General features: G+C 45.4%; 6 protein-coding genes. 1 reads left to right on the top strand and 5 read right to left on the bottom strand.

Going from position 1 to position 14,741, the window contains the following annotated elements:
• Window positions 1-240: 240 nt before the first annotated feature.
• From H3S82_RS01970 to H3S82_RS01955, 4 genes are all read right to left on the bottom strand, one after another.
• Window positions 241-1,260: a glycosyltransferase family 2 protein gene (locus H3S82_RS01970; protein ID WP_198232504.1), complete on the bottom strand. Its 1,020-nt coding sequence runs from the start codon at window positions 1,258-1,260 to the stop codon at window positions 241-243.
• A 318-nt stretch (window positions 1,261-1,578) separates the two neighbouring features.
• Window positions 1,579-2,118, bottom strand: a complete 540-nt coding sequence (gene thpR / locus H3S82_RS01965) for an RNA 2',3'-cyclic phosphodiesterase (protein WP_198232503.1) — start codon at window positions 2,116-2,118, stop codon at window positions 1,579-1,581.
• A 78-nt stretch (window positions 2,119-2,196) separates the two neighbouring features.
• Window positions 2,197-6,891, bottom strand: coding sequence for a translocation/assembly module TamB domain-containing protein (locus H3S82_RS01960; protein ID WP_198232502.1), 4,695 nt, complete (start codon window positions 6,889-6,891; stop codon window positions 2,197-2,199).
• Entirely contained in the window at window positions 6,891-8,855 is a 1,965-nt protein-coding gene (locus H3S82_RS01955) for an autotransporter assembly complex family protein (protein ID WP_198232501.1), read from the bottom strand. Before H3S82_RS01955 ends, H3S82_RS01960 begins: the two co-directional genes overlap by 1 nt.
• A 335-nt stretch (window positions 8,856-9,190) precedes the next feature.
• Between H3S82_RS01955 and H3S82_RS01950 the strand changes: the two genes are divergently transcribed.
• Complete coding sequence (locus H3S82_RS01950; RefSeq protein WP_198225470.1) at window positions 9,191-10,723, top strand: YifB family Mg chelatase-like AAA ATPase; 1,533 nt, start codon at window positions 9,191-9,193, stop codon at window positions 10,721-10,723.
• Between the two features lie 665 nt (window positions 10,724-11,388).
• Here the strand turns inward: H3S82_RS01950 and H3S82_RS01945 are convergent.
• On the bottom strand, window positions 11,389-14,589 hold the full coding sequence (locus H3S82_RS01945) for an error-prone DNA polymerase (RefSeq protein ID WP_198232500.1): 3,201 nt from the start codon (window positions 14,587-14,589) through the stop codon (window positions 11,389-11,391).
• Window positions 14,590-14,741: the final 152 nt, after the last annotated feature.

Below are 14,741 nucleotides of genomic sequence, written 5' to 3'. Positions count from 1 at the left end.
TTCATTTGCATGATATAACAAACGACCACTTTTGATTGTATCGCCGATACAAGAATTTCAATTTCCAAACAAATTTATATATTTTATTTCTGCTCAGATCGCGTTTTTGATTTTTTAATAACAATACATATATATTGTAAATATAAAACTATGAAATTACTTTATTGAAAAATAAATTTTTTATTTTTTATGTATATTACGAAACAATAAACATGTTTTATGGAAAATCGATTAACTAAATTAATATTTCAAAAATATCTTTTTAATAGTTCTTTCTATTTTAATCTTTAATACAGCGCGTTTCAGCTTACGTCGGACAGGCCCTCTTAATCTTGTTTTTTGTGAAATAACGTCAATGAATTGGTCTAATAATGAAATAATTTCATCGCGGTGTTCAAACATCTTGATTTGTTGAGGTGTCTTTGGCTTTTTTACGGCCTGTCTCGCCTCTTTAATGAAAGTACCCATAAAACGTGGTACGAGACAATCCCTTATATAACGATGCCCGTAGCCGGAAACTTCGTCAAAATTATCACATATCTTCTTTACATAACGCAAACGACTACGACTCATTTTGATACTAAAAGATGTACTATTATTATTGATACACCACACTGTCACAGCTTTCGGTAAATAATAATTAGTCCATCCTTTGCGGAATAACCTGAGAAAAAAATCATCGTCCTCATAGCCTGTAAACTGTGGATCGAACCCACCGACATCTTCAAAAGCCCGGCGACTAATTAAAGAGGCTGATGGGAGAACATACATATCGTATCTTAGCATGGTCAATATACTTGTTTTAGGATGAGAATCTTTTGTACTCCGGACGACAACATTCGTTTGAACGATATTCCCTTCCTCATCCGCTTCACATAAATCGCCGTAGACCCAACCAAATTTCGGATCTTGCCATTCGACCGCATCCATTAATTGCTTTATATGATTTGGCAAAAAGAAATCATCTTGATCAAGAAAACAGATAAATTTAGATTTTGTATGTGCAACACCGAAATTTCGCGCTGACCCCTGCCCACCGTTTTCTTTACGAAGAACAGCAAATCCCATTTTCTTTGCAATAATATTTAAGAAATCTGACTCTTCTTGAATTGATCCATCATCGATGACTAACAATTCATTCGGTTTAACAGTTTGATCAAGTACGCTTTGTACACTTCGTTCTATATATTTTGATCCATTGTAATATGGAATAATAACAGAAACAGTGCGATCATGTTCGTTTAACGAGGATTTAATCAACTCTCACTCACTTTGAAACAAATAATATATTGCCCACTCAAACTCATCATGAAAAACCGGTAAAATTGATTCAATTAATATGAAAAATATCCCGATAGATCAATGACTCGTAGCTATATTGCGTTAGACCTCCTTTTTGACGTGATATCATAACTCCAAATACCTAGACGAAGATTATTAACACACGCGGTAGTTAGCATTGCAATCACGTTCAGCTTTAAATTGTACCCGGACAATCCTCTATGGTTCGCTTACGGAAATATTGATAGTTTCCAAAACAATTCATTAATATCTATAATATGCAGGACATATCCGAAATTATTTTATTTTTAGTGCCCATTTGTCTTCAATAATATATGGACCACCACCAATTGACTCGTGCGATGACATCAATACAAAGCGGTTAACCGGAAAATATCCCGTTTCAAAATGGCCATGTGAAGAAAGATAGGGCAATAGATCATCAAGCTTCACCTGTTTCAGGCGAGCAACTGTCACATGTGGAATATATTTCCCTTTGTCCGATTTGAGGCCAAGTCTTTTGGCAATACGATCAATGTCGCTTTGCAAAAACAATAATTCCTCACATGGTTCTACACTTGCATAAATCGAATGCGGCGTTTTTGAACCGAAGACATCAATGCCTTTCAGACGCAAATTGAAAGGCTTTCTTTCAATGTGATCAAGTGTGTGAACGAGTTCATCAGCCATCTCGTTGTTCATGTCACCGAAAAAACGCAGGGTGATATGATAATCCTCCACTTCGATGAAACGTGCACCAGGTAAACCGCCACGCAACAATGACAAGGACAACGCGGCATCATGCGGCACTTCCAATGCGGCAAAAAGTCGGGGCATTATGATTCCTTACGCGCTGACATTGACGATGAAATGAACGCCGGAAGACCATTTCCGGCAAAAGCAATATTCCTCGTTTTAATAATCTTTTTCATAGAAAACACCAACACTTGAATCACCTTGTGCGCCAAGTGCGCCTTTGGCTTTCAAGTTTTTGGAAATATCCAGATTAACAGTGCCTTTCGTGTTGCCACCGGAGCCGGCTTCGACACCGAGATAGATATTATCGCGAATATAGCGCCCCGCTTTAACACCGGTATTTCCCTGTTTATCTGTTACAACATCAAGATCATCAAGACCGGTGGTCGACCGTAAGGAACCGAGAAGCGACGTGTTGGTAACACCGGCAAGTTCGGCAGCAGCAGACGCAAGCTGGGCAATCTGGAAGGGCGAGAGTTCGCTGATCGAACGATTGAAAATCAAACGGGCGAGAACTTCATCCTGAGGCAGAACAGGTACCGAAGTGAAGGAAACACTCAATGCATTGATCGTACCGCTTACAGTTACCGTCACCGTAATATCGCTTCCTTGCGTGGTTGCAACAAAATTGACTTCAGGATTGAGATTGCCGACGAGTGTCACCGTTCCTTCGGTGAAGGTAAGGCGTTGAGAAAGAATTTCAAACCGGCCCCGCAACATCTGGAACCCGCCGACAGGATGAATTTCATTCACCGGACCGAACAAACCGATTTCGCCACCCAATTCGACATCAAGCCCCATGCCGCGAACAAAAATCTGGTTCGGTGCACGAATATGCAATTTCAACTGGACGACGGATGGTTTTGCCGGAGCCGTTGCAACTTTTTGTCTGCCAGTATCTATTTTCGCCCGCTCAAGCGTTGTTTCAATATCTTTTGTAAGATTCTTGTGTTTGACATCTATAAGAGCAGCCCCGCCGAAACGATCCGGAACGGTAATTTCTGCCTTTTCGATTGTAAGATCACCGCCAATCACCGGATTATTCAACAGACCGCCTGTCACTGTTAAAGTGCCATCAACGGTCGCAACAACCATTTCGCCATCGCTATAGCGTGTATGATTGAGACGAACAGTCATATCGGCGGGCATTCCGGCAGCAAAATCTGTCGAGATAGAACCATTGGCAGAAATTGTACCTCCAGCAGATGATGAAGCGCTGGCACGATTGAGCACAATGCGCTCACCACTCAAACCGGCATCAACGACAATATTGTTCAGGCGCAAATTGCTTTGCGGATCAATAAAAGTACCATTTGCAAGAGCAAAATGACCATTCAATTCCGGTTTTGTAAAGGAGCCTCTAACGGTCGCATCAATATTTGCCGAGCCGGAAATTTGCGTTCCACGTTCGGCAAGGAATTGATTGGCAATTGCCATAGGAGACGAACCTTTGACATGAAGATCAATGCCATCACCTTTTACCGGAATGCGGCCATTTGCCGACATATTAAGCCCTTGCGCACCATTTGCATTGAATTGTTCAAGATTAAGAACATTATTGTCATAATGGCCCTCAGCATTCAAACTGATTGGCGTAAGACCATTTTTTGCCAATAAATCGGCTCTCAAGCCCTGGCCTGAAAGATTGAATGTTGCCGTCGGTGCTTTCAATTGTCCACCGATGTGGGCGTGACCGGAGATGGTGCCGCCAAGATTCTGATTGGCCACAAAACCGTTTGCGAGAGTAACGGGCAAATTTTTCAAGCTTATGTCAAGATCGAGATTTCCTGCATCCAGCGGTACTTTGCCATTGGCTTCAACATCAAGACCGGAACCGGAAATCCTTGTATCAATATTGACCGATTTGCCATTGGTTCTCCCCTTTGCATCAAGTGCAAATGGTGCGATTTTCTTGTCTTTGAGAATGCCGATCGACAGACCTTCGCCTTTCATATCAAAGGCAACATCAGGCGTGTCCGGCGTTCCTTTTATATCGGCTTGACCGGTTAAAGTACCGGTTGCACGAAGATCCGGTTTTATCAGATTGGCAAGTGAAACGGGCAAGCGGTCCATTTGCAACTCCAAATCGAGTTTTGACCCGCCATCGCCTTTAACCGAAAATTTCCCGCCATTCACATCCAATATCAAAGGTGAAATGTGATAGCTATTATCAAACAAAATCACAGAAGCCGGATTTAATAGTTTCGCATGAACCGCATCCTGCGAAACGTTCATAGAATCAAACTCGACGGTTAGCCGCCGATTATCTTCTTGCCCATCTTGCGATTCATCCCCGTTTGTTGCAGGGTAGATCAAGCGACCAGCAAGATCGGCCTTGATATTATTCTGGACATCCGCAGAAACCTGAAAAGCGGTTTTTCCATCCATATCTTTTGCTGTTGCTTTTATGGTATTGACGACAAAATTCGCAACGCGAATATCGGAAGCATTGACAAAGCCATTGACACGGAAAGCACCTTTCGGGTCATCGAGCGTCAAATTCATATCAAGGCTTTCAACATGATTTTCGCCAAAAACCAGTTTGTCGATATGGGCTTTCAGACGACCGCTCTGCTTTCCTTCACTTTCGCTTAAATTAAAGTCACCTGTCATAGTGCCATGACCGTCGGTGAGCAAAAGCGCACTCAATGTTGAAATATCACGTGCATCAATATGGATATTGCCGTCAATCAGCCCTTCCAGATTTTGTTTCAGATTGCCGTTCACATGCGTTTCGCCGACGAGAATGTCGAGATTGTTCAGACTTTTAAACTGGTCATTATCGGAAAAACTTCCGCTTAGTTTCAGTTTTTCACCCCCGAACAGGCCGCTACCGTCTACATAACCACTCAAATAGGTCGCAATCGGTGACGTATTGTCGAGAATGGCATTGGCAAAAATTGCCGTATCCTGCATTTTCTGACCCGACAAAGTTGCATCTTTTATCTTTGCTCCAAGACTTAAAGCAACAAGACGGTTATGGCCACGGGCGGCACCCTGCAATTGGACTGCACCATGCATACGGGAATTGACGAGATTAAGGTCGGAAAGATCAAGCTGATAGTCCATATCGGCTTCATCACTCGAGAAGCTGCCATTCGCTTCAAGCTTGATATGGTCGTTACCAAGCAGGAATTGGCGTGTTGTAATTCCGGTTTCGTCGCGTTTTATTCCACCCGATAATTTTACATTGCCAGCCAGCAAACGATCCAGCGTTTCATTACCGGTTTTCAAAGCCACGGTTTTTCCGGAAAGATCAAGATCGAAAGAACCACCGACAAGGCCGATTGAGCCATTTGCCTCAATATCGGCTGCACCCGAAAGCGGTTTTCCGCTCAACATTGCCAAAGGTTCCAATGTATCGGCTTGAATGCCGAGATTTCCTTTGAATTGAAACTTCTCGATCTGCCCCTTCAGCCATAAAGTGAGCCCGTTAGCGGAAAGATTGACAGTGCGTAGTGTAACCGGCTGATGGGCGAGAATATCGGCATCGACTTTCAAATTGACCGATTTTCCCAAGGCATCCGAAATCTTGCTCTTAGGCGTTGCCATGCCGTTTATTGCGCCGGTAATCTGCAAACCGACATGACGATTATTGACGTCATCCAGATTTTCCGAGTCGCCCCCCATATCGACAGTTATATCGTGGGCAATGAAATTTTCGTTTGAAAAGTTATTGACGATAAATTGGCCACTCCACATCGACCTCTCATTCCGCCCATAATCTATATTAAGAGCAATATTATCAGCACGTGTTTTGCCTCCGGCGACAGGCAAAATAATCGATTGACCGGTTTGCGCTTTAACCGACGCTTTTACTGCCAAACGGCGTAAAAAGCCGTCTGACAATGTTTCTGCATTTGCTGCTATATGAACGCCTTCACCATTGATCGAAAATTTGTCAAGACGAAAGCCGCCGTCCTTTTTCAGCAAGGCTGCCAGTTCAAGCGCCGTTCTTGCCCCGAAAAATGCCCGATATTCGTCCGGCATCAAAAGAACAATCGGCCCTGACAGGTTAACATTTATCGATTTTCCGCTTTCTGTGCCCTGAAGCTTGAATTTGCCATTCAGTACCGGATCGGCACCGGCTTTCATCGCAAGACCGAGCTCGAAATTATCAAGCGGTCCTTCGCCTTTTGCAATCAAAGCAACGGCGGGGCGATTCTTTATTTTTAAAAGATTGGCAACAATGCCGTTTTCCGGCTCCGACACTTCAATATCGATTTTTGCCTTGTTGGTGCTGTTTGAAATATTGGCCAACACATCGAAATTGCCGGCTTTATCCAGACGTTTCATGACGAGTTGAGCCGCGAGATCACCATCGGCAAGAGTTATACCGCCTTGCAACGAAACTTCGGAAGGAAGATTAAATAGCGGCTCTCCGAATGCAACTTTCTTTGCGTCAAGCGATTTGATGCTTATCGCAACTGGCAGGTCCGGTATAGAAAAGCCCTTGGACTGGGGACTTGGTGCCGAAGAATCAGGCAAAGGTTTCCTGAAAATATCAATCTTCTCGGCAGACAATTCATTAATAGACACTTGTCCGCGCAATAGTGCCAAACGACTCCAGTCAAGTTTGGCATTGGTGATTTTGAGCCAAACACCTTGTCGATCGGCAATCGTAATCGAGCCGATTGTAGCGTTCGACGATAAAGCCCCTTCAATGCCGGCAAAACGGATTTGCCGGTTAGGTGAGGAAATTTTGCTTTCAATGAATGACAAAACCCATGACTTTTCCGCCGCAGCCGTATCGTGACCGGCGGGTGAAGAAGTGTCGGCAAAACTCGCTGTCAAACCTGTAAAAATCAGGAACAATGCGGTCATAAAAGCTGAAAGTGAAAATTTTTTCATCATCAGAACGCCTGCCCTATGCCGATATAGAAACCTAAATCAGGGTCGCCCACTGCACCATCGAGAGGTGCTGCCACATCAAAACGCAATGGTCCAAGCCCTGTCATATAACGGACACCGATACCGGCACCGACTTTTGTGTTTTCCGAAAAATCCGGAGTGGAATCAGCCCCCACAACACCGGCATCGACAAAACCGACGAGACCGATTGTATCGGTCACCATTGTGCGCAACTCCGCCGACCCTTCGACAAGCGAACGACCACCAATTGTATCGCCGGTATCGGTTCTGATACCGATATTGCGATAGCCATAACCGCGCACAGAACCACCGCCACCGGCAAAGAAGAGCATATCGGAAGGAATTTCGCGCGCTTCCGGACCGGTAATCGAACCGATCTTTGCACGTGTTGCAATAACATAGCGATCTTTCGCATCAAGCGAAAAATAGGAACGGCCTTCCAATGTCATCTTGCCGATAAAGTTTCCATAATGAATTTCGTAAATCGGCTCCAGAACCGCTTCGCCATAAAGGCCGTGTTTAGGATTGGACTTGTTGTCACGACTATCATAAAGCAATCCTCCCAAAAAACCGACCGGTGTAAAATCGCGATTGCCGAAATAGTCGTCTTCCGATTTGGTTTGGGCGGCATTGAAATAAATCCGCCCTGAAAGCTCATCGGTGAATATATGTGTCAAACCGAGCTGTCCGGTAATGCCTGTGGTTGTATAATTATCAAGAACCTCACGCTGCCCTTTAAGGCTTGCAACAAAATCGGTGTCGGGCGTAATGACACCGGGACGGGTGAAAGTTGTTCCCAAAAGATAACCGAAGTTTTTCGGATTATAGGAGTCATCCTGACTGCCACCAATGCCGCTTATCTTTGCATCAAAACGCAAACGTTCCGCATGGCCGAAAAGGTCGCGATGCATCCAGTAAGCTTCAAGACCGGCACCATCAAGTGTCGAATAGCTGCCACCAACGCCAAACCGGTGAAGCGGACGTTCCTGTACTGTAAGATTGAGCGGCAAACTGCCATCAGCCTTTATCTTGTCTGCCTCCCTCACATTGGCCGCACGAAATACATCAAGCCGTGCGAGGCGCTTGTTGGCTTTGGCAATATCATCGGGGTCATATTCCTGCCCCTCTTTTAATCCTGTCATCCAGGCGACATAGGCTGAATCCATGCGGGGCTTGTCGCTGACGTTTTTAACTGTCAAGGGACCATAACTGGCTTTTCGACCGGGCTGAACCTCTATATTGGAATCGATAGTGCGGCTGGCATGATCGGCAACAACATCACGGTTTTTTACGCTTGCCTTGGCATAACCTTGTTGCCGCCACCCTTCGATGGCAAGTTGTTCCGCCTTGAAAACAGAACCGGATTTTGCAACATCCCCTGACGCATATCCAGAATCGGCCGGAAGAGGAACTTTGTCTTTCTTGTCGTCGGTTTTTGGAGCGAGATCATGAACGCTTGCAACACCGAAATGATATTGCGGTCCGGTATCGATTGTAATGAGGATATCGGATTGGTCGGGCAATTCTGTATCGGGACGGATATTGGCTGCCTCCGCACCGTTCACCTGAATACTGATTGTGCCGCCGTAATAACCTTCGGCATAAAGGGCAGCCAGAATTTTCCTGTAATCACCGCGTGCTTTGGCCAAAAGTCCTGCAGAACCGGAGGCCGGCTTATCATCATCTTCAACGAGAGATGACGCTGCCTTGACAATTTTTACGCCCCCTTCCGGTGCATTCGGAGCATTGATAACTTTGACCTTATAATGTTTTGGAACACCGATAACATCGGCATTTTTATCGTTCTGGTCTTTTTTACCCCATAAATGGATACCAAAAAGATCGAAAGCATTTGCTTCTTGTGGTTGATAAAAAGTCAGCGCAACGCAGGTCATGAGAGCGACAAGAGCACTCTCTGCCTTCAACCTCGATTTTGTAACTGACATTACCAAAACACTTAACTCTTAACCTTCAAACTCTTTGTTTACCTGCTTATTTACCAAATATAACGCTCCAAAATTCCAAACCCACAATTTACTTCGCACTTTAACTTCGCGCTCATTAAAATTGCTGCTTGTTCATGCGTTAGCATAGGCCAGCGTTTAATCATATACTGACGAACATGATTTTGCTTCATTTTCGTCAATGAAGTGTTAACCGGCAATTTGTGCCTTATCGTGGCGAACACCATAAAAATACTTGATGTTCATGAAATGTTCTTGATTTTCAGTAAAAATAATGATTGTCTCATTTTGATACAACTCACATGAGAACAAGACAAATGGTTGCACGTATTACGACTGTTGCCTTTTCGGGCATTGACGCTTTACCTGTGGATGTACAGGTTATGATTGCCAATGGCAAAATGGGAATGTCCATTGTAGGCCTTGCCGATAAGGCGGTTGCAGAAAGCCGTGAACGTGTGCAGGCAGCACTTCACGCCTGTGGATTGTCCATGCCGATCAAACGGATTACGGTCAATCTAGCACCGGCCGATCTACCCAAGGAAGGTTCCCATTATGATCTACCGATCGCTGTCGGGCTTATGGTCGGAATGGGGCTTTTACCCCCTGAAATTGGGCAAAAATACGTTGTTATGGGGGAATTGGGACTGGATGGTTCTATCGCACCGGTGAGCGGTGTTCTACCGGCTGCAATGTCCGCTGTTGCTTCCGATAAAGGGCTGATTTGTCCGGAACAATGTGGTCCTGAAGCCGCGTGGGCTGGCTCCGACATTGACATTTTGGCCCCTTCAAGTTTGCTTGCTCTGGTCAACCATTTCAAAGGTTCGCAATTTTTGTCGCCGCCACAGCCACGCCAATATATTGTTCAGGATAATTTGCCCGATCTTGCCGACATAAAGGGGCAAAGTGCCGCCAAACGGGCACTTGAAGTGGCAGCCGCGGGTCGTCATAATTTGTTGTTTGTCGGCCCTCCCGGAGCTGGCAAATCCATGCTGGCCGAGCGGTTACCTTCCATTCTGCCGCCGCTTGATGCCCGCGAACTTCTTGATGTTTCGCTCATTGCCTCGATTGCCGGAGAAACAACGAACGGATCTGTTTCCATTCATCGACCTTTCCGTGCACCCCATCATTCGGCATCCATGGCAGCTATGGTCGGCGGCGGCATTAAAGCACGCCCCGGCGAAGTTTCACTTGCCCATAATGGGGTATTGTTTCTCGACGAGTTTCCAGAATTTTCACCGCAAGTTCTCGATTCTTTGCGTCAACCGCTTGAAAGCGGGGAATGCGTTGTTGCGCGTGCCAACCGGCATGTCAGTTATCCCGCACGTATCCAGCTTGTTGCCGCCATGAACCCTTGTCGCTGCGGCATGGCAGGTGAACCCGGACATGTTTGTGCCAAAGGCCCGAAATGCCAGCTTGATTATCAGGCACGTATTTCCGGCCCCCTGCTTGACCGCATAGATTTACGAATTGATGTGCCGGCCTTATCGGCACTTGATCTCATCAAACCGGCAGAAGCAGAACCAAGCCGCGTTGTCGCCGAACGCGTTAGAAAAGCACGAGATATACAGGTTAAAAGATATGCAGAACTGGGAATGCCCCAAATCCGCACCAATGGTGATTGTCCTGCAAATCTGATCGAAAAAGTTGCCGTTCTTGATGGTGCTGCCACAATATTATTACAAACGATAAGCGAAAAAATGCGCCTTTCAGCACGCGCTTACCATCGTGTCCTGAAAGTTGCTCGTACGATTGCCGATCTTGAGGGGGAGACGCATCTTACCAGACACCATCTTGCCGAAGCGGTTTCCTATCGTCTGGGCAATGAACGCCTGAAAGCCGTAGCTTGAATGGTAGTGCTCAAAGCGTGAAAAATGACGTTCTATGCGCGTTTTTTTGCGCCATTCGAAATTTCCACAACAAGGCTCGCATAATTCATAGTTACCTCACACAATTTATAATAACTCGCGAAAATGAAATATGGAGTTTGTTGTCGGAACGAAATGAACTTCCGAATGGTCTTCAAGCTTTTTCAAAACCGGTTGATCGAACATAATGCGGTTTTATCCGCGGCCTCACACCTTTACCTGCGGGTGAATGTTATGAAAGTCAGGCTTCCGGATTTTATTGCCGCTGTTTATTTTCAAAAAACAACCGACAATCGATGCATTCAAATGCTTTTTTAAAACACGAATATTTTTCAAATTGCTAATTTGACTAAGATGAATAGAGCAAATGGATTCATGGACTTTTAGATCACCCTGACACAGGGGGCAAGCTTCGGCTTTCAGACCCGTTCTTTTGCTTGATCAACCCTCTATTTCCTTATTCATTTTTGACAGGATTTTGTTTTTCTTAAAAGATTGAAACAACAGTTTTAAAAATACTGAACAACTGCCGACCACGTGATGAAGCTTTCACAGGCTCCTACATTTTTCAGCTTGTCATCAAACGGCTTGAGACATGCAAAATAAAAAGTTGAAAGGCATAAAAGTCTTCATTCATGGCAAATATTTCAATGAAAATCGCGAGATTTCGGCAGAGCACGGAACTGACGGGGATGGCGGGCAACAGGTTCGCTTTCAATTGCTGCAAAATGTTCGGGAATTTCGCTCAAATTGATAATGTCCATACTTCTATCTTCAATATAAGAGGCAACAAGATGGGTAACACCGGAAGAATCCCGTTGTATTTTACCTGTTATCAATAGGAGTTTACCCCCCATGACCTCGCGGCGAAAGCGCGCCATTATTTTTGGCCAAACAACAATATTGGCAATGCCGCTTTCATCTTCCATTGTCAAAAAAACCACTCCCTTGGCACTACCGGGCTTTTGCCGGACTGTAACAATACCGGCAATTGTTGCAGAAGATCCACCGGCAATTTCCATTGCTTCATGACAGGTAAGCACTCCCTTTTTTGCCAGATCTTTTCGCAAAAAACTGACCGGATGGGCTTTGAGCGACAAGCGCGTTGTTTCATAATCGGTAATGACATGTTCGCTCAATTTCATTGGCGTAAAAATAAGCGGGTCTTCTTCACCGAGATCGGATTGTTGTGCTGCCGCAAATAATGGCAAGTTTCCATGATCGGGCAAACGGCGCACCGCCCATAAAGCCGAACGCCGCTCTTTATCGATACTTAAGAAACAATCGGCATCGGCAAGAAGCTCGAAGGCGCGTTTTGGTAACATCACCCGACGATGCAATTCTTCAATCGAAGAAAACGGCCCTTCGGCTTGTTGAAGTTCGATTCTTTTTCCCCATTCAATCGCAAAACCGTTGATTTGGCGAAATCCCAATCGCAAGGAAAAACCATTGCCATTTTTTTCCAGACAATGGTCATAATGGCTATAATTGACATCGACCGGCAAAACCTCGACACCATGATTGCGGGCATCCCGAATAATCTGGGCGGGGGCATAAAATCCCATAGGTTGGGAGTTAAGAAGAGCGGTCGCAAAAATTTCCGGATGATGACATTTGAGCCAAGCCGAAACATAGACAAGGTGGGCAAAGCTTGCCGCATGGCTTTCAGGAAAACCATATTCGCCGAAACCTTCAATCTGCTTGAAACAATTTTCGGCAAAATCGCGCTTGTAACCTCGCCTCACCATTCCCTCGACCATTTTTGTCTGCATGGTATGAATGGTTCCCACCCGCCGGAATGTTGCCATGGCACGGCGCAAAAGATTGGCTTCATCGGGAGTAAATTTGGCAGCTTCTATGGCAATGCGCATTGCCTGTTCCTGAAAAAGCGGCACGCCCAATGTTTTTCCCAGAACACGCTGCAATTCGTCAGGCGGGCCGAATTGTGGTGACGGTGAGGGATAAACCACTTTTTCCATATGGTTGCGACGGCGTAAATACGGGTGCACCATATCGCCCTGTATCGGGCCGGGGCGGACAATAGCCACTTCAATGACCAGATCGTAGAATTGTTTCGGTTTCAATCGCGGCAACATGTTCATTTGTGCCCGGCTTTCAACCTGAAAAACTCCGATCGAATCACCTTTCGACAACATTTTATAGACGTGCTCGTCTTCCCGCGGAACATCATGCAAGCCATGGCTGATATTTTTATGACGTTTCAAAAGATCAAAAGCTTTGCGGATCAAGGTCAGCATCCCCAAAGACAAAATATCGACCTTCATCAATTTGACAGTGTCGATGTCATCTTTATCCCACTCGATGAAGCTGCGGTCTTTCATGGCAGCAGGGCCGATCGGCACGGTTTCATCAAGCCTTTGCTCGGTCAAAACAAAACCGCCGACATGCTGTGACAAATGCCTTGGAAAGCCGACCAATTCATGAGCAAGACGTACCGTCAGACCAATCATCCGGTTTGTCGGGTCGAGTCCTCTTTGAGCAATCTCCTCATCGCTTACTTTTTTGCCGGATGTGCCCCATACAGTCGAGGCAATCGCTCCTATAATATCTTCGCTCAAGCCCAAAGCTTTGCCGACATCGCGAATGGCACTGCGACTGCGATAACAGATGACCGTTGCAACAATGGCAGCTCTATGGCGACCATAACGGCGATAGATATATTGCATCACTTCTTCGCGCCGCTCATGCTCGAAATCGACATCAATATCGGGTGGTTCATTACGTTCTTCGGAAATAAAACGCTCGAACAACAGATCAATCTGTTGTGGATTGACATTGGTAATGCCCAAACAGAAACATACTGCCGAATTGGCAGCCGAACCGCGCCCCTGACAAAGAATGCCTTGTGATTTTGCAAAACTGACAATGTCATAAACAGTCAGAAAATAGGGAGCATAGCGAAGCTTTTTGATAAGCTTCAATTCTTTTTCCAGAAGTGGTTTTACGCTGTCATAAGCTGTTTTTGGAAACCTTTCAGCCATGCCTTTCCAGGTCAATTCTTCCAGATAGGATTGGGGCGTTTTACCGGCAGGAACCGGCTCGTCCGGATAGGAATAGGAAAGATCATCAAGTGAAAAGGAAATGGGGGCTACAAAATCCTGTTGCGCCTTGATTGCACCGGAAAAATTCCGATAAAGCCGTTCTATTTCTTTCACCGGCTTCAGATATTTCTCGCTATTGGCTTGAAGTGCAAAGCCGGCTTCGTCAATTGTTTTATGAAGGCGGATTGCTGTTAAAATATCTTGTAAAATGCGCCTTTCTTCACTGTGATAGAGAATATCGGCAGCAGCAATGAGGCCGGCGTTAAAGTTTTTGGCCATTGTTGCCAGATATTCGCCATAGCGGGCATCCTTGCCGGTAAAATTCATCGGCAAACCAAGAAAGACTTGCCCCTTTGCCACCTGTTGCAAGTTTTTCAACGTGTCTTCCAGTTTTTCGCCATCTGTGACAATGATCTGGAAACCGCGCGCACGAAATAAAAAATCTTCAAACTTTAATTGGCAGGCTCCTTTTTCGCCGGATTTTGCTTTTCCTTCGCTTAGCATCCGGCACAACATGCCATAAGCTTTTCTGTCACGTGGATAGACAACAAGATCCGGCGTTTTATCCGAAAACACCAGCCGGCAACCGACAAGATAGCGGAAAGAAGGGGCAAGTTTTAAAACTTCCCGTGCCATGGCAAAGCCGCGAACCACACCCGCCAATGTGTTTTCATCGGCAATACCGATGCCTGCATAGTGAAGGCGCGCCGCCTCGCCAACCAACTCTTCGGGATGGGAAGCGCCTTTTAAAAAGGAAAAATTGCTTCTTACAGACAATGCAAACATGTTGTCGCCTTATTTTGTCTGGTCGTTTCCTTGCTGGTAGATTCTTCAACCGGACGAAAAGACATGTTTTTCAAAAAACCGGACTTTCTGGTAGAGAACAAAAACCAACGCATAATGCGTAAACTTGCCTTTAGAGCTTCTGGAAACTGAAA

The sequence above is a fragment of the Bartonella sp. M0192 genome, assembly GCF_016102305.1.
Lineage (GTDB): Bacteria > Pseudomonadota > Alphaproteobacteria > Rhizobiales > Rhizobiaceae > Bartonella > Bartonella apihabitans.
Note: the sequence above shows the minus strand (reverse complement) of the source record. Positions and strands in the feature narration are given on the sequence as shown.

Excerpts from the sequence above, each read along its gene's own strand:
- H3S82_RS01960 (WP_198232502.1), bottom strand. The coding sequence starts at position 6,891 with ATGATGAAAAAATTTTCACTTTCAGCTTTTATGACCGCATTGTTCCTG.
- H3S82_RS01955 (WP_198232501.1), bottom strand. The coding sequence starts at position 8,855 with ATGTCAGTTACAAAATCGAGGTTGAAGGCAGAGAGTGCTCTTGTCGCT.
- thpR (WP_198232503.1), bottom strand. The coding sequence starts at position 2,118 with ATGCCCCGACTTTTTGCCGCATTGGAAGTGCCGCATGATGCCGCGTTG.
- H3S82_RS01945 (WP_198232500.1), bottom strand. The coding sequence starts at position 14,589 with ATGTTTGCATTGTCTGTAAGAAGCAATTTTTCCTTTTTAAAAGGCGCT.
- H3S82_RS01950 (WP_198225470.1), top strand. The coding sequence starts at position 9,191 with ATGGTTGCACGTATTACGACTGTTGCCTTTTCGGGCATTGACGCTTTA.